Source organism: Streptomyces sp. NPDC057486, assembly GCF_042802415.1.
Taxonomy (GTDB): Bacteria; Actinomycetota; Actinomycetes; order Streptomycetales; family Streptomycetaceae; genus Streptomyces; species Streptomyces yanii.
In genome coordinates this window covers 45184-64311 of the sequence record NZ_JBHVEE010000011.1, presented here as the reverse complement: position 1 = coordinate 64311, position 19128 = coordinate 45184, and the positions used below count along the sequence as shown (strand labels likewise).

Here is a 19128-nt window from a genome sequence, read left to right as displayed (position 1 = left end):
TGTCGCCAGGTTTTCCGGGCTCCCGGGGAGACCCGGACGGTCAGAACGCCGCCCGGATCACGCCCACTTCCGCGCCGCCGCCCATCAGCGGCGCCCGGCCGATCCGGTCCACCACCGGCCCGTCGACGCCGAGCAGCTCCAGTGCCCTGGCCAGCACCGGGCCGAGCGCCCGTCCGCCGCCGTCGGCGATCTTGAATGCCACCGCCCGGCCGTCCGCCAGCGCCACCGCCTGGACCGCCTCCGCACCCATCTTGGAGAGCGTGCCCGGCACTTCGCGCATCAGCCACGTGTCGGGGCGCCGGGTGCCCGCGACGTACTCCGGGTGGGTGCGCATCGCATCCGCCACCCGGCGCTCCGCGGTGCCCTCCCCGGCCAGCACGAACGAGCGGAACGCCCGCGCCAGACCGACCAGGCTGATCGCCATCAGCGGGGCCCCGCAGCCGTCCGTACCCACTGCCGTGACCGGCTCGCCCGCCGCTTCCTCGACCACCCGGTGGACCAGCTGCTGGAGCGGGTGGGCGGGGTCCAGATAGGTCGCCTGGTCCCAGCCGTTGCGTGCACACACCGCGAGCATCGCCGCGTGCTTGCCGGAGCAGTTCATGGTGATCCGCTCGCGGACGCCGCCCGCGGCGAGATAGGTCTCCGCCTCCTGCGGGTCCAGCGGCAGATCGGGCGGGGTCTGCAGATCGTCCGGCGTCAGTCCGTGCTCGGCGAGCATCTTGCGTACGAGATCGAGGTGGAACCCCTCGCCCGAGTGGCTCGCGGCGGCCAGGGCCAGTCGTTCACCGGAGAGGTCGAGCCCGGCCCGCAGCACGGCGGCGGCCTGCATCGGCTTGTTCGAGGAGCGCGGGAAGACCGCCGCGGCCGGGTCCCCCAGCGCCTGCTCCACACTGCCGTCGGCGGCCAGCACGACCAGCGAGCCCCGGTGGTGGCCCTCGACGAAGCCGGACCGTACGACCTCGGCCAGAACGGGCAGCGCGGGGGCCGCCGGGGATATGAAGGGTGTGGAGCTCATCGTGGCGGCCTTCCGGGGTTGTGCGAGGGACCTGCCCCGGAAGGATCGCTTCAGGCGAGCAGGTCGTCTACTTGTGCTTCCCCGTCACGGTACCTGCGGGCGATCTCCGCACTGCAATCGTCCGCGGTGCACTGCAGCCGGTGACGGCGGCGGGAGACCTGTTGTTCGTAGCGGACGAGCCGTCCCATCGCGGTGTGCAGCTCTTCGTCGGTACGGGCGTCGAGGTCGGAGAGTTCGACCTCGGCGAGTGTCTCGGCGGCCAGCCGGCGGAACTCGTCGCTCCGCGGCGTGGTCAGCGTCACGTGCCGGGCGGACGAGCGGTGCCGCGACGGGGTGTCGGCGAGGATCTCGGAGAGCCGGTCCACGACCGGTGCCTCGGGGTCCCGGCGGCGGGCCAGCTCGGCCCGCAGGATGTCGATCCGCCCCTGGACCAGACGGCGTACGTAACTGAGGTCTGCCTCATCGCGCTGCGCGTCACGACGCAGCGCGCGCAGTTCCGGCAGGCGCAGGGTGCCCAGCTCCGGCTGCGAGGGCCCGGGCAGGCCGTCGTCGAGGCAGTGACCGGTCCGTTGCACGGGCGGGCGCATGGTGCTGGTGCTAGTACTGGTACCGGCGACGGCGCGCGTGACCGGTACGACACCGGGGGATTGCCCGGCTCCATATGTACTCATGCTCTGTCCATCCCCTCGACCGGTGCGTCGGCACACCGCCTTCCGTGCATGGTGCCACCCCACACCGTGCCTACGCAGGTGCTCTGTACCCGTTCAGCCCAAGATAGGTTGGTCTGTATGCGTGCAGTGGTACAGAGAGTGGACGGCGCGAGCGTCACGGTGGCCGACGGCGCGGGCAACGGAAACGGGCCCGAGGTGGTCGGCGAAATCGTCGGCGAGGGGCTGTGTGTGCTGGTCGGAGTCACCCACGGGGACACCGCGGAGAAGGCGGCGCAGCTCGCCCGCAAGCTCTGGTCGGTGCGCATTCTGGAGGGCGAGAAGTCCTGCTCCGATGTGAATGCGCCGCTTTTGGTGATTTCGCAGTTCACTCTCTACGGGGACGCCCGGAAGGGGCGCAGGCCCACCTGGAACGCCGCGGCGCCCGGCGAGATCGCCGAACCGCTGGTCGACGAGGTGGTCGCGCAGCTACGGGCGCTGGGCGCGCAGGTGGAGACGGGCCGGTTCGGAGCGGACATGCGGGTCTCGCTCACGAACCATGGCCCGTTCACCGTACTGATCGAGGTCTGAGCCGGGTTCGGCCGTGCGCGTCCGTAGACGGCCGCGCGTAGCAGATCTACGGCTCGACGACCGTCTCCTGGGCCGCCGCGGTGTCCCCCGCGAGTAGTTCCGCGTCCACCGCCACGTTGCGCTTGACCAGTGCCAGCGCGATCGGTCCCAGCTCGTGGTGGCGGGCGGACGTCGTGATGAAGCCGAGCTGACGTCCCTCCGCCCCGTCCGCTGCGAGCCGCACCGGAGTGCCGTGCCCGGGCAGGATCACGTCGCTGCCGTCCAGGTGCAGGAAGACCAGCCGACGCGGCGGCTTCCCGAGGTTCTGCACCCGGGCCACGGTCTCCTGACCGCGGTAGCAGCCCTTCTGGAGGTGAACGGCGGTGCCGATCCAGCCCAGCTCGTGCGGGATGGTGCGGTGGTCGGTCTCGAAGCCGAGCCGGGGGCGGTGAGCCTCGACGCGCAGCGCCTCGTAGGCCAGGATGCCGGCCACCGGACCGTTCTCGGCGGCGTAGGTCTCCAGGTCGGCGCGGGGCAGGAACAGGTCACGGCCGTGCGGAGCCTCCCGTACGACGATGCCCTCGGGGACCTCCGCGATGGAGCCGGCCGGAAGGTGCACGACGGCGAAGTCCTCGGTGCGGTCGGCGACATCCACCCGGTAGAAGAACTTCATCGACTCCAGATAGGCGATCAGGTCGCCCTGGGTGTCCGGTTCGACGTGCATCCACACCGTCTCGCCGTCGTCGACGAGATAGAGGGCGTGCTCGATGTGCCCGTGCGCGGTGAGGATCAGCGCCTCGGTGGCCTCTCCCGGGGCGAGTTCGCTGACGTGCTGGGTGATCAGCAGGTGCAGCCAGGCCAGCCGGTCGCTTCCGGTGACGGTGACGACGCCGCGGTGCGAGAGGTCGACGAGGCCGGTGCCGTCGGCGAGGGCTCGCTGCTCGCGGAACAGGTCGCCGTAGTGCGCGGCGACGCCTTCGTCGCAGCCCTCGGCGGGGACGGCGCCGGGCAGGGACAGCAGGGGGCTCTTCATGCGACCAGCGTACGACTCGGTCTACTGCGCGGAAGCGGGCGGCCGGGGCCGATCGGCCGCACGATCGCCCGGCTCACCGTCCGCCTTCTTCGCCGTGCAGCCGGAGCAGCGGCCGAAGATCGCGAAGTGCTTCATGTCGGTCTCGAAGCCGAAGCTGTCCCGCAGCTTCGCGGTGAATTCGGCGACGACATCGACATCGGCCTCGATGACGTCCGCGCAGTCCCGGCAGACCAGATGGATGTGGTGGTGGCGGTCGGCCAGGTGGTACGTCGGCGCGCCGTGCCCCAGATGGGCATGGCTGACCAGCTGGAGCTCCTCCAGGAGCTCCAGGGTCCGGTAGACGGTCGAGATGTTCACACCGGACGCCGTCCTGCGCACCTCGGCGAGGATGTCGTCGGGCGTCGCGTGTTCCAGCGTGTCGACGGCTTCCAGGACAAGCTGCCGCTGCGGCGTCAGCCGATAGCCGCGCTGCCGAAGATCGGTCTTCCAGTCGGTGCTCACCACAGGCCCAGTGTAGGACCGGGTGAGCACCTGACCGCAGATCGTGCGCGTACCTGGATGCGTGCGGCTACTTGAAGAACGCGATGCCGTCGTCCGGCAGGTCGCCGAGGCTCTTCGCCATCGCCTCGACCTCTTCCGGGGTGACGACCTTCTTCAGGTGCGCCGACATGTACGGGCGCAGCTCCACGTCGGGGGTGGCCTTCTCGCCGACCCACATCAGGTCGCTGTTCACATAGCCGTAGAGGCGCTTGCCACCGTTGTACGGGCCGGAGGCCGCGGTCCGGGCCACCGCGTCGGTGACCAGGTCGATCTGCGGCTTCTGGTGGGCGAGCTCGCCGTACCAGATCTCGATGACGCCCTGGTCGCGGACCATGACGACCTCGACCTTGCGGTCCTTGTCGATGCGCCAGTAGCCGGACTCGGTCTCCAGCGGCTTGACCTTGTTGCCCTCGGCGTCGAGCACCCAGGAGTGCGAGACGTACTCCAGGAAGTCCCGGCCGTCGTGGCTGAAGGTGACTTCCTGGCCGAAGTTGCACTTCTCGGCGCCCGGGAAGTCGGACACGCCCGCGCCCGCCCAGTTGCCGAGCAGGAAGGCAAGCGGGACGAGGTCCGGGTGGAGGTCGGACGGGATCTCGATCATGAGCGGCTCAGACGATCTGTGAGGGAGTGGTGAGTGGTGCGGACTCGGGTCAGCGCTGGCCCTGGTACAGCTTCTTCACGGTCAGGCCGGCGAAGGCGAGAACACCGACGCAGACCAGGACCAGCAGGGTGGAGAAGAATGCCTCAAGCACGGGAGCTCCTCGGACGAGCGATAACGAGCGGTATGGCGGCAGTACGGGGCCGAGCCCCAGCCTAATGGGTAGGGGCCCGGCGCGACGGTTCGGGGCGTGCCGGGGAAGCGGGGCTCCCCGGCGTGCGGATCAGCCCAGCAGTTGGTTCTGCAGGATCAGTGTCTGCCGGAACGGGATCTGCTCGGCGATCTTTTCGCCCTGCTGCGAGTGGATGACCAGGGCGAGCGTGTCACCGGCCTGGATGTAGGCCTCGTGGATCCGTCCCTTCCCGGTCTTCGTCTCGCCGAACGCGTAGACCACGGTCTCCGGCACCTTGCCGCCGTTCCAGCTCTCGTCCATCTGCAGGTCCGTCGGCCAGTCGAGCGGTATGCCCGGGGTGCTGCTCACATAGGTGTCGTCCCGGAGCCCCTGGGCGTACGCCGTCGAGTTGAACTGCAGCAGATAGACCCTGGACCTCGTGCCGTCCGGCATGGTCCAGCCGCGCGCCGCGATGTGGCGCAGGGCCGAGTCGTCGAGCAGCTGCGTGAGCTCGCCGCGCTTGTCCTTGCGGAACTCGCCGACGAACTGCGCCGTGCTCACCCAGCCGCCCGTCAGCTTCTTGTCCGCCGTTGCTCCGGCCGGGGCGGGGATCAGCAGCTTCCGCAGGTCGGCGTGGTGGACCTCGGCGACATTGGCCTCGTTGAACGGGCGCGGCGAACCGGCCGGCAGCGCGGGCAGGCTGAGCTCCGGGTAGTCCCAGCGTCCGTCGCCCTCGGTGGCCAGGCCCGGTACGTCGGTGCGCTCCATCGAGGTGATGCCGAGGGCCGTACCGGTGCCGAGACCGCCGAGCACCAGCACGGCGGCGGTCCAGCGGGCGACGGCCCGCAGGACGCGTCGGGACGGCTTCGGAGCAGGTACGGGCTCCGCCACCGGAAGTGCCTGCTCGGGGGCCGCCGGGGGCTCGGCGGCCGCTACGGGCTCCGCTCCCGTCGGCGGAAGCTCCTGCTCCGGGACAGCGGGCTCCTCGGTCGCGGCGGTCGGCGTCGCCGTCTGCTCGGTCATACGTACTCCCCCGGGGACTCGATGTGGTCGAGCTGGTCCTTCACGAGATCGGCGACGTCGGACGCGCTGAACGGCTTGGTGCCGTAGGCGTCGACGGTGAGGAACAGCTCCCCGTCGTACGCGAGGCAGGACAGGCCGTCGAGCTTCACCTTGGTCCGCACGGGCTCCCGGAAGCACCTGGCCTTCTTGTGGCCCTCGATCTTCGGCCCCGCACGGAAGTCGCCGTAGGTGTCCATCAGCTCCGTCTGGAAGCCGTACAGGTCATGGACGGCCCTCTTGTCCTTCATCTTCACGATCTGGATCTCGACCGTCAGATCGCTGTCGTCCGAGGTGTACGAGCGCTGCGCGATGCCCTGGAGGTGGAGCCGGTCGATGCGCCGGTCCCGTTCGCGGCGCTGCTTGCCCGCGATCCCCCGGCCGCTCTCCTTCATCTGGGCCGTGGCCTTCTTGCCGCTGATCTCGTCGTCGTTTCCGTAGTCGCCCATGTCCGGGCCGAGACGGTAGCCCTTCGGGACCGGCAGCAGCAGCTTGCTGAGCTCGGTGTCGGCCCTGCCCCGGCCGACGTCCCCGGCGGGGTCCTTCGCGGGCTTGTGCGCGCCCCCGCCCCAGACCTCGGTGGTGACCGTGCGGTCGGCGCTGTCCACGGTGACCTTGGTGTAGGCGGCGGCACCGCCGACTGCGCCGAGGACCAGGACCGCGGGGAGCGCGGCGAGCACCACGCGCCGGGCCCGGCCCTTCGGGGCGGGCGGGGCGGTGTCGGGTGTCACGTCGTCGTTCACAGCCGCTCCAGCTGTCGCTCGGCCAGGGTTCGGATGTCCTTCTTGCTGATCGGCGCGGTGTCGAAGATATTGATGTCGAACATGACGTCGCCGCGCTGGGCGATGGCCCGCGCCTGGTAGACGGGCAGGTAACCCGGCTTGTTCACCGCCTTGTACAGGAAGTAGCGGCCGTTGCCGCTGCCCTTGATCGGATCGCCCTCGTTGCCCGCGCCGTCCTTGGCGTAGGGCATGTAACCCAGCTGATCGTTCGCATGGTCGGACGCCCCGAGCTCCGCACCGGAGCGGAACTGCACGAGGCGGATACTCACATCGCGGTGCCGCCCCTGCAGCCAGTCGGCGGCCGCGATCCGGCGGACGTCGGCCTCCGCGAGCGTTTCGAACATGTAGTCCTCGCTCTTGAACTCCCGCGCGTACGCGTCCAGGGACATCCAGCCCTTGGCCGGGAACAAGAACCCGGTGTTGCGCGCCCCCGAGGGCTTGCTGACGAGCAGCTCGCGCAGGTCGCCGTCCGTCTTCCGCTGCCGGTCCTGCGACACGGGCAGCGGGTCCGGGACCTGGTCCGCAGGCAGCGCCTTGGCCGGGTAGGCCAGGTTCGGCTGCGACAGGGCGGGCAGCGGGGTCGGGGCGCGGTCGGCCTGCACGCCGTAACCGACGGCGGTGCCACCGGCGATCCCGAGCACCGCGGCAGCGGCGATCAGCAGAGTCGTACGGCCACGGGGCCGCGGCCTGACCGGTGCCGGAACGGGACCTGGCTCGGGGCCGACAACAGGATCGGGAACGACTGCGGGTGGTGCTGCGGGCGGCTCTACGGCCTGGACCGCCACCTCGACCTGCACGGGAGGCTCGGCCGCCCCGCCAGGAATGGTGTCTTTCGGTTCCAAAATGGGTCCCCCCACGAGACCTCGGGCGCAGATTCCGTTACCTGCGCACCCAACTGACCCATGGCAGTGGGGTGAGGTTGCGCGGCCGACGATTACAGTTCGGCATATGCAGAAGAAGCTCGTGATCAAGGTGACCGCAGGTGCCGACTCCCCCGAGCGCTGCTCGCAGGCATTCACGGTGGCGGCCGTCGCCGTCGCCAGCGGCGTGGAGGTCTCGCTCTGGCTGACCGGCGAATCCTCCTGGTTCGCCCTGCCGGGCCGCGCCGCCGAGTTCGAACTTCCGCACGCCGCACCGCTGCCGGACCTGATCGAGTCGATTCAGGCGGGCGGCCTGATCACCCTCTGCACCCAGTGCGCGGCGCGGCGCGACATCACCGAGGACGACGTATTGGAAGGTGTACGGATCGCGGGCGCCCAGATCTTCGTCAGCGAGGTCATGGCGGACGGCGTCCAGGCCCTCGTCTACTGACGGTTCTTCCCGGCGACGGCGGACAGTTGCGCTACTGGCGGCGCTTCTTGCCGTCGAGCTCGTCCCACCACTCGTCCGACTTCGGGTCGCCGGACGGATCGTCCCACCAACGGTCCTCCGGCCCCCGCCGGTTGGCGACCATCGCCGCGACGGGCGGGATGACCATGGCGACCACGCACATTCCGACGGCGACGGGCACCGACCACAGCCGCACGAAGGCCCAGGCGGAGACGAAAAGGACGATGCATCCGCCCATCATCAGGAAGTAGCGGCGACGGCGCCGGGCGTACATAGCTCAAGCGTAGGCCCGATCCCGGCCCGTGCGCCGGGCACGAACGGGCCCGCGCACACCCTGTGGACGGCGCGAAGGGCCGTACCCCGGTTCAGAAGGCGTCCAACCCCCTGGGGTACGGCCCTCCGGCCGATCTGTGCCGCGGATCAGACGGCGATGGCCACCTCGGAGAGGCCGCCGGTCTGCGCGACGACCGTGCGGTCGGCGCTGCCGCCCGGGACGAGGGCGCGCAGCGTCCAGGTGCCCTCGGCCGCGTAGAAACGGAACTGTCCGGTCGCCGAGGTCGGGACCTCGGCGGTGAACTCGCCGGTCGAGTCCAGCAGACGGACGTAACCGGTCACCGGCTCGCCGTCGCGGGTCACGCTGCCCTGGATCGTGGTCTCACCGGGCTTGATCGTCGAAGCGTCGGGGCCGCCGGCCTTTGCTCCACACATGGTGTTCTGTCCTTCTGGTCGGGGTCGGGGTGGTCCAGGTCGCGCGGAGTTACTTGTTGGCGCCGAGCTCGATCGGCACGCCGACGAGGGAGCCGTACTCGGTCCACGAGCCGTCGTAGTTCTTGACGTTCTCCTGGCCGAGCAGCTGGTGCAGCACGAACCAGGTCAGGGCCGAGCGCTCACCGATGCGGCAGTACGCGATGGTGTCCTTCGACAGGTCGACCTGCTCGTCCTCGTAGAGGGCCTTGAGCTCGTCGTCCGACTTGAAGGTGCCGTCGTCGTTGGCGTTCTTCGACCACGGGATGTTGCGCGCGGTCGGGACGTGACCCGGACGCTGCGACTGCTCCTGCGGGAGGTGCGCCGGGGCGAGCAGCTTGCCGCTGAACTCGTCGGGCGAACGGACGTCGACCAGGTTCTGGCTGCCGATCGCTGCCACGACGTCGTCGCGGTAGGCGCGGATCGACTGGTCCTGGGCCTGGGCCTTGTACTGGGTGGCCGGGCGGGACGGGATCTGGTCGCCGTCGACCAGGTCGCGGGAGTCGAGCTCCCACTTCTTGCGGCCGCCGTCGAGCAGGCGGACATCCTGGTGACCGTAGAGCTTGAAGTACCAGAACGCGTAGGACGCGAACCAGTTGTTGTTGCCGCCGTAGAGCACGACCGTGGTGTCGTTGCCGATGCCCTTCTCGGACAGGAGCTTCTCGAAGCCGGCCTGGTCGATGAAGTCACGGCGGACCGGGTCCTGGAGGTCCTTGGTCCAGTCGATCCGGATCGCGTTCTTGATGTGGTTCTTCTCGTACGCCGAGGTGTCCTCGTCGACCTCGACAAGAGCAACCTTCGGGTCGTCGATGTGGGCTTCGACCCAGTCGGCGTCTACGAGGACGTCACTGCGGCTCATTCTGTTCTCCTCCGGGGCAGTCTGCGGCGAGATGGTGCGGGGTGCGGATGTACGGGGCGCGTTTCTGCGCGGACACACGTGCACGGGAATGGGCCCTGACAGTGGTCGAAGGGCCGGGTGAACGCGGGATGCGACGATCCCGCTCAGACAGTGCGACAGAGCATGGCGGCGACGCGGCACAGGTCTACTGCCCGCCGCTTCGTGAGATCCGCCTGGCCCCGCTGACGGAGACCGCTGATAGAGCACTGCATGGGACCGATCGTAGGGACGTGCGGGCGGACATGTCACCGCCATGTCGCATCGTGAGACACGATCGTCCGTAGTTTGGGACAGTTGACGGATTGCGGTGTCGCCCGGACCGGCGCCGGGCGAAGCGCGCCGTTCAGTCATCTGCGGGTCGGACGAGTCCGTCTCACTATGTGGCGCAGCGGCTGTGGAACGTCCTACCCAGCCTGCACGCGGTTCATCTATCCCGCGAGCCGGATGTCCGATCCCGTCACCGAGATCTCCAGACCGTCCTTCGTCGGCTCGATCCGTTGCAGCTTGAGCCCGCTCGGCAGGGCGCCGATCTCCCGCTCGAAGTCGGTCTTCCTGCGCACCAGGCCTTCGAGTCCGGGAATGCCCTCGCCCGGCACCTTGTCCGCGTGCACCCGCACGGTGCGGCCGTCGACGAGGGTGACGGTGGAGGTCACGCTGCGCGTGAGGGTGCGGCCGAGGATGTCGACGGCGCCGGTCACCTTCACCTTGCCGTTCCCGCCGTACTCGACGACGACGCCGTCGTCGGCCGCGTGCGTCAGGTCCTCGTACGAGACGGTCGCCGTGCCCGTGGCCCGGGCGGCGGTGGCGGCGGCGAAGCCGTCGGCCAGCGTGACGTCGTGGAGTTCGGCCTTCATCTCGCTGATCCGGACCCTGCGCCCACCGGCGGCGGTCTCGATGCCGGTGAGCTCGATGTCGACCTGGTCGAGTGCCGATCCGGCGACCTGGGTCAGAAAGGGGAAACCCTTGATGGAGACGTCCGTCGAGTCGACCGTGCCCCCGCTGACCTCGATCCGGCCCGCGGCCTCGGACTCGACGAAGTACACCGCGGCCCGGTCGACGACGATGAAGATGCCGCCCAGGACCACCGCGACGACCAGCAGTATTCGCAGTGCACGCATGCCCGTTCTTCCCCCCGCCCTGCCGTCCGCCCGGACCCCCTGGCGCCCGTGAGCCCACTGTGGCCGCACGGCACGCCCGGGGTGATCGACGAGCCCGGGCCCCTCCGCGGTTCCCGGTCCGCGGCGGTCCCGCGGGTCAGGAGATCGCGCGGCCGATCAGATACACGGCGGGGGCGGCGGCGGTGAGCGGCAGCGCCACCCCGGCCGTCATGTGCACAAAACGTGACGGGTAGTCGTAGCTCGCCACCCGCAGCCCGATCAGCGCGCAGCCACCGGCCGCGAACCCGAGGAAGGCACCCTTCGCGCCCAGGCCGGTGAGCCCACCGACCGCGGCACCGGCGCCCGCGGCGGCGAGCAGCGCCACCACGACCGAGGCGGGTCCGGGCACCGGCAGCGCCCTGGCGAGCACGGCGACCGCGACAGCCACACAGCCGACCGTCACGGCGTCCGGCACCGCCGCGAGATGCCCGGCGGCGAGGATCGCCAGGGCGGCCGAGGCGACGGTGGCCATCAGCCCGTACATCCGCTCGTCGGCGCCCGCGCGGCTGCGCAGCTGCAGGACGACGGTGAGCAGCACCCAGATGCCGAGGGTGCCGAGGATCGCCGCCGGGGCGTTGTCCCGGCCCGCGACGAGCAGCACGACATCGGCGACGAACCCTCCGGCGAAGGCGAGCGCGATGCCCTGCCGGGCGGGCCACATGCCGTTGAGCCGGAACCAGCCGGCGGCGGTCACGGCCTGGAGGAGCACCAGCGGTACGAAGAGCGCGTACTGCCCGATCGCGGCGCCGAGGGCGAGCAGCAGCCCGAGCCCCGCGGTGATCGCCGCAGGCTGCATCCCCGGCGCGATGATCGGCGAACGTCCCTCGGCGCGGGCGCGCTGGGCGTCGGTGATGCGGCTGTTGCCCAGGGTGGTGGGCGCGCTGTAGCCGGAGGCGTCGTGCGCGGCCGCCGCGGCCGGTGCCGGGGCGGCCGGGGCGGCCGGGGCGGCCGCCGGGACCTCGGGGGGCAGCGGGTACGAGCCGGAGGCGCCCCGCGGAATCGGATATCCGGCGTCGGCGGCGGGACCGGCGGCGGCCGCGACGGGCTGCTGCGGGGCCTGCGCCGGGTACGACTGCTCGTACTGGGGCTGCTCGTGCTGCTGGGCGTAGGGCTGCCCCTGCTGCGGCTGCTCGTACTGCTGGGCATAGGGCTGCCCCTGCTGCGGCTGCTCGTACTGCTGGGCATAGGGCTGCCCCTGCTGCGGCTGCTCGTACTGCTGGGCGTAGGACTGCTCGTACTGAGGCTGCGCATACTGCTGCGGCTGCCCGTACTCGGGCTGCTGCGGCTGCTGCGTGGGCTGGACGGCCGGCTGGTACTGGGTGTCCCAGGTCTGGCCCTCCCAGGTCTGTGCGACCCCGGGGTCCTGGATCGCCTGGTTCGGGTCGTACGGGACCTGCTGCCCGTACGACTGCGGTTCCTGGCCGTTTCCGTATCCGTAACCGGTCCCGGACTGCTGTCCGTACGGATACTGCTGATCGCTGTTGCTCATGTGCTGCGGTTCACCCTCCTGCGAACGGCGGGAGCACCTCGACCGTGCCGCCCTCGGCAAGGCGTACGGTCTCATGGCTGCGGGTCCCCACGGGGTCACCGTCGATCAGGAACGAGCACCGTTGCAGCACCCGGGTGAGCTCACCGGGGTGCCGCTCGCGCACCGCGTCGAGCGCCTCGGCGAGCGTCGCGGCTGCGTACGGCTCCTCCGCGGTCCCGGCGGCGGCCTTGGCGGCGGCCCAGTAGCGGATGGTTCCCGCTGGCATGGCGACGCTCCCTTCGTCTCGCATCAGCTGTCCATGATGAATCACTCCGCCACCGCCCAGTCCGCGATACGGGTGAGCAAGCTCTCGTCCGCCGCGTTCTCGGCGTGGCCCATGCCGCGCTGCACCCACAGTTCCGCACCGCCCTGTGCCGCGTCGGCCAGCATGCGGGGGTGGTCGAGCGGGAAGTAGGGGTCCTGGTCGCCGTGCACGATGAGCAGCGGCGCCGGGGCGATCAGCGGGACCGCCTCGACCGGGGAGAGCGGCACGGGGTCCCACTCCTTGCGGTCGATCCGGGTGCGGAAGCCGTACCGGCCGACCAGCCGACCGGTGGGCCGGGTCACCACCCAGTGCAGGCGCCGCATCGGGGCCGTGCCCCGGTAGTACCAGCGGGCGGGAGCACTCACGGCCACCACCGCATCCGCGTGCGCTGCGATGCGCCCCCCGTGCGCGGGGACGGGACGAGCGAGCTGTGCCGTGTCCGGAGAGGTCCCGGGAGCCGTGTACAGCGCCCCGTGCCGGAGCACCACGGACCCGCCCATCGAGAACCCGACCGTCACCACCCGCCGGTGTCCGAGCGAGCGCGCCCACGCCACCGCGGCCGCCAGATCCAGCACCTCGCGGTCACCGACCGTCGACCGGCCCCCGGATCCTCCGTGCCCCCGGAAGGAAAACGTGATCACGGCCGCACGCTGGGCGAACACCCCCGCCGCGCGCCGCACGGCCGGCCGGTCCACCGAACCGGTGAATCCGTGCGCGACGACGATCGCCGTGCCGGCGTCCCCGTCATCGGCGCCGGGGGCGGCACCGGTCGTACACGGTTCGTACACCGCCTCGATCGGCAGCCCGTCATCCGTCCGCAATGTGGTGCGCCGGGCTCCCGGCGTGATCAAGCGAACAGAAGAACCCCGAATCGGACTCTCGGACACAGAACTCATGTGGGCTATTCTGCTGGGAAGAGGATCCGGGCAATGCAGCCCCCGGGTCCTTTTGTGCTTTACGCGCGTTGTTACGACGACGTTTCGACAAGCTCAGCGGTCGCAGGGCGCGGGACCGCACCGTAAAACACGTATGACAACCGTCGTACGGCAGCAGCACGGAAAACGTACGAAGAAGTGCCGCAGATCTCCCCCGGGCCCCACCCGGGAGTGCCCCTCTCGCAGGGAACGAGGAGGACCGACGTAATGGGCGAGCAAGGCAAGAAAATCGTGCACGATCATCGACCGACGACCCGGGCAGGTGGGCGGCGATGAGTTCACTGCTGCTTCTCACCAACGCTCTTCAGCCGTCGACGGAGGTGCTTCCCGCCCTCGGCCTCCTGCTGCACAACGTGCGGGTGGCCCCCGCCGAGGGACCCGCTCTCGTCGACACCCCGGGTGCCGACGTCATCCTCGTCGACGGCCGCCGCGACCTGCCGCAGGTGCGGTCGCTGTGCCAGCTGCTGCGGTCCACCGGACCGGGCTGTCCGCTGATCCTCGTCGTGACGGAGGGCGGTCTCGCGGCCGTCACCGCCGACTGGGGCATCGACGACGTGCTGCTGGACACCGCGGGACCGGCCGAGGTCGAGGCCCGGCTGCGGCTCGCCACCGGCCGGCAGCAGCTCACCTCCGACGACTCCCCGATGGAGATCCGCAACGGTGATCTCTCGGTCGACGAGGCGACCTACAGCGCGAAACTGAAGGGCCGGGTCCTCGACCTGACCTTCAAGGAATTCGAACTGCTCAAGTACCTCGCACAGCACCCGGGCCGGGTCTTCACCCGCGCCCAGCTGCTGCAGGAGGTCTGGGGCTACGACTACTTCGGCGGTACCCGGACGGTCGACGTCCACGTCCGGCGGCTGCGCGCCAAGCTCGGCCCCGAGCACGAGTCGCTGATCGGCACGGTCCGCAACGTCGGCTACCGCTTCGTCACACCGGAGAAGGTGGAGCGCGCCGCCGAGGAGGCGAAGTCCCAGGCGGCGAAGTCCCAGGCGGCGAAGGCGGCCGCCGAACCACTCACCCGTTCGGAGCATCCCTCCGTGCCCGAGGTCATGGAAGATGCCCCGGTCCGGCCTGCCAACAGGTAGGTCCATCCGCGTAGACTGCCGCGCGTGGCCAAGGTGACGCGGGATGATGTGGCGAGACTGGCGGGGACGTCGACCGCGGTCGTCAGCTACGTCATCAACAACGGACCCCGGCCGGTCGCCCCGGCCACGCGCGAGCGGGTACTCGCCGCGATCAAGGAGCTGGGCTACCGGCCCGACCGGGTCGCCCAGGCGATGGCCTCGCGGCGGACCGACCTCATAGGGATGATCGTTCCGGACGCCCGTCAGCCCTTCTTCGCGGAAATGGCGCACGCGGTCGAACAGGCTGCCGCCGAGCGCGGAAAAATGGTTCTCGTCGGCAACTCCGACTACCGCGACGAGCGCGAGGTCCACTACCTCCGCGCCTTCCTCGGCATGCGCGTCTCCGGACTGATCCTCGTCAGCCAGGGACCCAGCGAGCGGGCCGCGGCCGAGGTGGAGGCATGGGACGCCCGGGTCGTGCTGCTGCACGAGCGGCCCGAGGCGATCGACGACGTCGCGGTCGTCACCGACGACATCGGCGGCGCGCAGCTCGCCACCCGGCATCTCCTGGAACACGGCAACGCGTACGTGGCGTGCCTCGGCGGCATGGAGTCCACCCCGGCGGTCGGCGACCCGGTCGCGGACCACGTCGAGGGCTGGCGGCGGGCCATGCACGAGTCGGGGCGCTCGACGGAGGGCCGGCTCTTCCAGGCCCCGTACAACCGCTACGACGCCTACCGGGTGGCGCTCGGACTGCTCGCCGGTCCGGACCGGCCCCCGGCGATCTTCTGCTCGACGGACGACCAGGCCATCGGGGTGCTCCGGGCCGCGCGCGAACTGCGGATCGATGTGCCCGGGGAGCTCGCGGTGGCGGGCTTCGACGACGTGAAGGAGGCGGGGCTGACCGATCCGCCGCTGACGACGGTCTTCTCGGACCGCCCGGCGATGGCCAGGGCCGCGGTGGATCTGGTGCTCGACGACTCGCTGCGGGTCTCGGGCTCGCGGCGGGAGCGGCTGAAGCAGTTCCCGTCGGCGCTGGTGGTGCGGCGCTCGTGCGGGTGCGGGGAGCCGGCGGACCGGTAACCGGGGCACTTCCCCGGCCCGGGGCGCCCGCCCTTCCGCCCAGCCGTACGACGTTCCCCCTGGTCCTTATATGGGGCATACGCGGTTCTGTCGGGCTTCTCAGGGCGTGCTCAGGGTTCTCTCATGTTCGCTGGACACAGTCGTAGACATGACTGAGAGCCAGCGCCCGAGCGGCGAGTACCCGATGTACCCCTCGTACGGCAACGGCGACGCGGCCTACCCGCCGCCGCCCTCGTACCGGCCCACGCAGCCGATCGCCACGGGCCCCGGGACGACCGTGTGGCCCGGCGGCGGCGGCGGTCACAGCGGCGGCGGTGACGACGGCCACGGCGACTTCCACGGGCTGCCGCAGCCCGCACCCCAGCCGCCCGCGCGCGGCAGGCGCCGGGTCGGACGGCCGGTCGCCCTCCTGACGGCCGTGGCCGTCGCGGCGGCGGTCGTCGGCGGTGTCACCGCCACTGCCATAGGTCAGTTCACCGACTCCGGTTCCAGCGGCAGCGGCAGCGGCACCAGCAGTGCGGTCAGCGGCACGACCGTCTCTCAGAGCAGCGCGGGCACCGTCGCCGGAGTGGCGCAGGCGGTGTCGCCGACGATCGTCGAGATCGGCGCGAGCTCGAACATGGGGGAGTCCACCGGGTCCGGCGTGATCATCACCTCCGACGGCGAGATCGTCACCAACAACCATGTCGTCGCGGGCGCCTCGACGATCAAGGTGACGCTCAGCACCGGCAGGACGTACACCGCGAAGGTCGTCGGCACCGACGCCGCCAAGGACCTCGCTCTCATCAAGCTGGAGGGGGCGAGCGGGCTGAAGACGGCCACGCTCGGCGACTCCTCCTCGCTCAAGGTCGGCGACCAGGTCGTCGCGATCGGCTCGCCCGAGGGCCTCACCGGCACCGTCACCAGCGGCATCGTCTCCGCGCTGAACCGCGATGTCACCGTCGCCAAGGACGGCGACAGCGGTCAGGGGCAGCAGGGCGGGGGCCGCAGCGACTGGCCGTTCGAGTTCGGCGGGCAGCAGTTCAACGGCGACACCGGCGACTCCACCACCACCTACAAGGCCATCCAGACCGACGCCTCGCTCAACCCCGGCAACTCGGGCGGCGCGCTCATCAATATGAACGGCGAGATCGTCGGCATCAACTCGGCCATGTACTCGGCGAGTTCGTCCGACGGATCGAACAGCTCCAGCGCGGGCAGCGTCGGCCTCGGCTTCGCCATCCCGGTGAACACGCTCAAGGCCGACCTGGACACCCTGCGGTCCGGCAACAGCTCCTGAGGAGATCAGCCATGAACCACCCGTCCGACACCCCCACCGGCCCGGCCGCCCTCGCGCTGCCACTGATACTCGCGACGGAGTTCGCCGCCGTGGCGCGGCGCTCGCCGGAGGTCCGTGCGACCACCCGCGCCACCGGCCGGCGACGCCGCGCCGCCCGCCGCCGCGCCACGGCCGTGCGAGGCTGAGAACACAGCATCACGGCAGAGCAGAGAGAAGAGGACGACGAGCGATGAGCCCCGCCGAAGACGATCCGCAGCGCATCCTGATCGTCGACGACGAGCCGGCCGTGCGCGAGGCCCTGCAGCGCAGTCTCGCGTTCGAGGGATACGGCACGGAGGTCGCCGTCGACGGACTCGACGCGCTGACCAGGGTGGAGTCGTACGCCCCCGATCTGATCGTCCTCGACATCCAGATGCCGCGGATGGACGGTCTGACCGCAGCCCGCCGCCTCCGCGCCACCGGCACCACCACGCCCATCCTGATGCTCACCGCCCGCGACACCGTGGGCGACCGCGTCACCGGACTCGACGCCGGCGCCGACGACTACCTGGTCAAGCCCTTCGAACTGGACGAGCTCTTCGCCCGTATCCGGGCCCTGCTGCGCCGCAGCTCGTACGCGGCCACGGCGGGCGGCGGCGTCCCCGACGACAATGTGCTGTCCTTCGCCGACCTGCGGATGGACCTCGCCACCCGCGAGGTCACCCGCGGCTCGCGTCGCGTCGAGCTGACCCGGACCGAATTCACGCTCCTGGAGATGTTCCTGGCCCACCCGCGCCAGGTGCTGACCCGCGAGCAGATCCTGAAGGCGGTCTGGGGCTTCGACTTCGAACCGAGCTCCAACTCCCTGGATGTGTACGTGATGTACCTGCGCCGCAAGACGGAAGCGGGCGGCGAACCGCGGCTCGTGCACACCGTGCGGGGCGTGGGGTACGCGCTGCGGGCCGGCGGGGGTGAGGGGTGACGGGCCCCGTGCGGCGGTTCCGCGCGCTGCCCATCCGGACGCGACTGGCGTCGCTCGTGACCGTCGTGGTGGCCGTCGCCGTGGCGGCCGTGGCCCTGGCCTGCTGGGTGACCACGCGGGACCGGCTCACCGAGCAGCTCGACAACGGCCTGAGACGAACCCAGGTCGGGCAAGCCGACGTGGACGCGCTCAGACTCAACTGCGCGGGCCAGTTGCCGCCGAACCTGCGCATCCTTCCCCCCCTGGGTTTCACGGTGCAGCTCGTATCGGCGACGAGCACGCAGGCCTGCACCTCACCGGGGAAGTCGCCGATCCCGGTGCAGCGCGCCGACCGCGCCGTCGCGGCCGGAGTGCAGCGGGACACGGTGCACACGACCAGGGCGAAGGACGGCACGAGGATGCGTGTCTACACCTCGGCCGTTCACGAGAACCCCCTGGGCCAGCCCGGGACTGCCGTCTCCGTGGCGGTGCCGATGGACCAGGTCACCGACCCCCTCAACCAGCTCGCCGCCGTCCTCCTCTCCCTATCCGGAATCGGCGTCATCGGCGCGGGCGCCGCCGGCCTCTGGGTCGCCCGCACCGGCCTGCGCCCCGTCGACGAGCTCACCGAGGCCGTCGAGCATGTCGCCCGCACCGAGGATCTCTCGCTCCGCATCCCGGTCGAGGGCGAGGACGAGATCGCCCGGCTGTCCCGCTCCTTCAACTCGATGACCACTTCCCTCGCCAGCTCCCGCGACCGCCAGGCCCAACTGATCGCGGACGCCGGGCACGAGCTGCGGACCCCGCTAACCTCGCTGCGTACGAACGTGGAACTGCTCGCCCGCAGCGAGGAGACCGGCCGGCCGATCCCGCCGGACGACCGCAGGGCGCTGATGAAGTCGGTCACCGCGCAGATGACGGAGCTGGCGGCGCTCATCGGCGACCTCCAGGAACTTTCCCGCCCGGACGCGGCCCAGCCCGGCCCGCTCCAGGTCGTCGGCCTGCACGACATCGCCTCCGCCGCGCTGGAGCGGGCGCGGCTCCGCGGCCCCGAGCTGACCATCACCGCGGACCTCGAACCCTGGTACGTCAGGGCCGAACCGGCGGCGCTGGAGCGGGCGGTCGTCAATGTCCTCGACAACGCGGTGAAGTTCAGCCCGCAGCACGGCACGATCGCCGTGGCCCTGCACGGCGGCGAGCTGACCGTGGTGGACCAGGGCCCCGGCATCCCGGCCGAGGAGCTCCCGTACGTCTTCGAACGCTTCTGGCGCTCCCCGTCCGCCCGCCAGCTGCCGGGCTCGGGGCTGGGCCTGTCGATCGTGGCGCGCACGGTCCAGCAGGCGGGCGGCGAGGTCGCGCTGCGCCCGTCGCCGGGCGGCGGCACGGAGGCATGGATCCGCCTGCCGGGCGCCCCGCAGCCGCCTCCGGAGAACCCCTGAGCCGCCCCCCTCCTCTGCGGGTGCCGGTACGGGTCTGCATGTGGGTGC

Annotated in this window: 24 protein-coding genes; 8 read left to right on the top strand and 16 right to left on the bottom strand. The window is 70.8% G+C overall.

Annotated features, from left to right (window positions below; all coding sequences use genetic code 11):
• Positions 1 to 40: 40 nt before the first annotated feature.
• Together ACFU6I_RS08345 and ACFU6I_RS08340 are read right to left on the bottom strand one after the other, a co-directional pair.
• Positions 41 to 1015, bottom strand: a complete 975-nt coding sequence (locus ACFU6I_RS08345; RefSeq protein WP_384362984.1) for an asparaginase — start codon at positions 1013 to 1015, stop codon at positions 41 to 43.
• A 50-nt stretch (positions 1016 to 1065) separates the two neighbouring features.
• Positions 1066 to 1686 carry an ABC transporter substrate-binding protein gene (locus tag ACFU6I_RS08340; protein ID WP_384362982.1) on the bottom strand — a complete coding sequence of 207 codons (621 nt, stop codon included), beginning with the start codon at positions 1684 to 1686 and terminating at the stop codon, positions 1066 to 1068.
• A gap of 117 nt (positions 1687 to 1803) precedes the next feature.
• Between ACFU6I_RS08340 and dtd the strand changes: the two genes are divergently transcribed.
• Positions 1804 to 2253: a D-aminoacyl-tRNA deacylase gene (dtd, locus tag ACFU6I_RS08335; RefSeq protein WP_384362980.1), complete on the top strand. Its 450-nt coding sequence runs from the start codon at positions 1804 to 1806 to the stop codon at positions 2251 to 2253.
• 46 nt (positions 2254 to 2299) lie between these two features.
• Here dtd and ACFU6I_RS08330 read toward each other — a convergent pair whose 3' ends face one another.
• The 6 genes from ACFU6I_RS08330 to ACFU6I_RS08305 all read right to left on the bottom strand — a co-directional run bounded on the left by ACFU6I_RS08330 (position 2300) and on the right by ACFU6I_RS08305 (position 7258).
• Positions 2300 to 3265 carry a YgfZ/GcvT domain-containing protein gene (locus tag ACFU6I_RS08330; protein ID WP_384362978.1) on the bottom strand — a complete coding sequence of 322 codons (966 nt, stop codon included), beginning with the start codon at positions 3263 to 3265 and terminating at the stop codon, positions 2300 to 2302.
• A gap of 21 nt (positions 3266 to 3286) precedes the next feature.
• Entirely contained in the window at positions 3287 to 3769 is a 483-nt protein-coding gene (locus ACFU6I_RS08325; RefSeq protein ID WP_384362976.1) for a Fur family transcriptional regulator, read from the bottom strand.
• Between the two features lie 64 nt (positions 3770 to 3833).
• Positions 3834 to 4406 (bottom strand): FABP family protein, encoded by a 573-nt coding sequence (locus tag ACFU6I_RS08320; RefSeq protein WP_345512408.1) that lies wholly within the window; start codon positions 4404 to 4406, stop codon positions 3834 to 3836.
• A gap of 280 nt (positions 4407 to 4686) precedes the next feature.
• A complete protein-coding gene (locus ACFU6I_RS08315) occupies positions 4687 to 5598 on the bottom strand; it encodes a hypothetical protein (protein ID WP_384362974.1) in 912 nt (303 codons plus the stop codon).
• Complete coding sequence (locus ACFU6I_RS08310) at positions 5595 to 6377, bottom strand: hypothetical protein (protein ID WP_384362973.1); 783 nt, start codon at positions 6375 to 6377, stop codon at positions 5595 to 5597. Before ACFU6I_RS08310 ends, ACFU6I_RS08315 begins: the two co-directional genes overlap by 4 nt.
• Positions 6374 to 7258, bottom strand: coding sequence for a hypothetical protein (locus tag ACFU6I_RS08305; RefSeq protein ID WP_384362971.1), 885 nt, complete (start codon positions 7256 to 7258; stop codon positions 6374 to 6376). The genes ACFU6I_RS08310 and ACFU6I_RS08305 overlap by 4 nt, the downstream gene beginning before the upstream one ends.
• A gap of 106 nt (positions 7259 to 7364) precedes the next feature.
• On the opposite strand from ACFU6I_RS08305, the gene ACFU6I_RS08300 reads away from it, so the two are divergent.
• Entirely contained in the window at positions 7365 to 7727 is a 363-nt protein-coding gene (locus ACFU6I_RS08300; RefSeq protein ID WP_345512413.1) for a DsrE family protein, read from the top strand.
• A gap of 31 nt (positions 7728 to 7758) precedes the next feature.
• Here ACFU6I_RS08300 and ACFU6I_RS08295 read toward each other — a convergent pair whose 3' ends face one another.
• The 8 genes from ACFU6I_RS08295 to ACFU6I_RS08260 all read right to left on the bottom strand — a co-directional run bounded on the left by ACFU6I_RS08295 (position 7759) and on the right by ACFU6I_RS08260 (position 13233).
• Positions 7759 to 8019, bottom strand: a complete 261-nt coding sequence (locus ACFU6I_RS08295; RefSeq protein WP_345512414.1) for a DUF3099 domain-containing protein — start codon at positions 8017 to 8019, stop codon at positions 7759 to 7761.
• Between the two features lie 146 nt (positions 8020 to 8165).
• Positions 8166 to 8453: a DUF1416 domain-containing protein gene (locus tag ACFU6I_RS08290; protein WP_018490348.1), complete on the bottom strand. Its 288-nt coding sequence runs from the start codon at positions 8451 to 8453 to the stop codon at positions 8166 to 8168.
• 49 nt (positions 8454 to 8502) lie between these two features.
• Positions 8503 to 9348, bottom strand: a complete 846-nt coding sequence (locus tag ACFU6I_RS08285) for a sulfurtransferase (RefSeq protein ID WP_384362969.1) — start codon at positions 9346 to 9348, stop codon at positions 8503 to 8505.
• Positions 9349 to 9491: 143 nt separating this feature from the next.
• The gene (locus tag ACFU6I_RS08280; protein ID WP_351392369.1) at positions 9492 to 9599 is read right to left on the bottom strand and encodes a putative leader peptide; all 108 of its coding nucleotides are present in this window, start codon (positions 9597 to 9599) and stop codon (positions 9492 to 9494) included.
• Between the two features lie 216 nt (positions 9600 to 9815).
• On the bottom strand, positions 9816 to 10505 hold the full coding sequence (locus ACFU6I_RS08275; RefSeq protein ID WP_384362967.1) for a DUF2993 domain-containing protein: 690 nt from the start codon (positions 10503 to 10505) through the stop codon (positions 9816 to 9818).
• Between the two features lie 136 nt (positions 10506 to 10641).
• A complete protein-coding gene (locus ACFU6I_RS08270) occupies positions 10642 to 12033 on the bottom strand; it encodes a hypothetical protein (RefSeq protein WP_384362965.1) in 1392 nt (463 codons plus the stop codon).
• Positions 12034 to 12043: 10 nt separating this feature from the next.
• Positions 12044 to 12298 (bottom strand): MoaD/ThiS family protein, encoded by a 255-nt coding sequence (locus tag ACFU6I_RS08265; protein WP_030925031.1) that lies wholly within the window; start codon positions 12296 to 12298, stop codon positions 12044 to 12046.
• Between the two features lie 41 nt (positions 12299 to 12339).
• A complete protein-coding gene (locus tag ACFU6I_RS08260; RefSeq protein ID WP_384362963.1) occupies positions 12340 to 13233 on the bottom strand; it encodes an alpha/beta hydrolase family protein in 894 nt (297 codons plus the stop codon).
• Positions 13234 to 13544: 311 nt separating this feature from the next.
• On the opposite strand from ACFU6I_RS08260, the gene ACFU6I_RS08255 reads away from it, so the two are divergent.
• The 6 genes from ACFU6I_RS08255 (at position 13545) to ACFU6I_RS08230 (ending at position 19080) form a co-directional block, all read left to right on the top strand.
• Positions 13545 to 14360 (top strand): response regulator transcription factor, encoded by an 816-nt coding sequence (locus tag ACFU6I_RS08255; protein ID WP_384362961.1) that lies wholly within the window; start codon positions 13545 to 13547, stop codon positions 14358 to 14360.
• A 24-nt stretch (positions 14361 to 14384) separates the two neighbouring features.
• Positions 14385 to 15422, top strand: a complete 1038-nt coding sequence (locus tag ACFU6I_RS08250) for a LacI family DNA-binding transcriptional regulator (RefSeq protein ID WP_327245163.1) — start codon at positions 14385 to 14387, stop codon at positions 15420 to 15422.
• 148 nt (positions 15423 to 15570) lie between these two features.
• On the top strand, positions 15571 to 16701 hold the full coding sequence (locus tag ACFU6I_RS08245) for a S1C family serine protease (RefSeq protein WP_384362959.1): 1131 nt from the start codon (positions 15571 to 15573) through the stop codon (positions 16699 to 16701).
• An 11-nt stretch (positions 16702 to 16712) separates the two neighbouring features.
• The gene (locus ACFU6I_RS08240; protein ID WP_384362957.1) at positions 16713 to 16886 is read left to right on the top strand and encodes a hypothetical protein; all 174 of its coding nucleotides are present in this window, start codon (positions 16713 to 16715) and stop codon (positions 16884 to 16886) included.
• Positions 16887 to 16930: 44 nt separating this feature from the next.
• A complete protein-coding gene (locus tag ACFU6I_RS08235) occupies positions 16931 to 17662 on the top strand; it encodes a response regulator transcription factor (RefSeq protein WP_384362955.1) in 732 nt (243 codons plus the stop codon).
• A complete protein-coding gene (locus ACFU6I_RS08230) occupies positions 17659 to 19080 on the top strand; it encodes a sensor histidine kinase (RefSeq protein ID WP_384362953.1) in 1422 nt (473 codons plus the stop codon). Before ACFU6I_RS08235 ends, ACFU6I_RS08230 begins: the two co-directional genes overlap by 4 nt.
• The last annotated feature ends 48 nt before the right edge of the window (positions 19081 to 19128 follow it).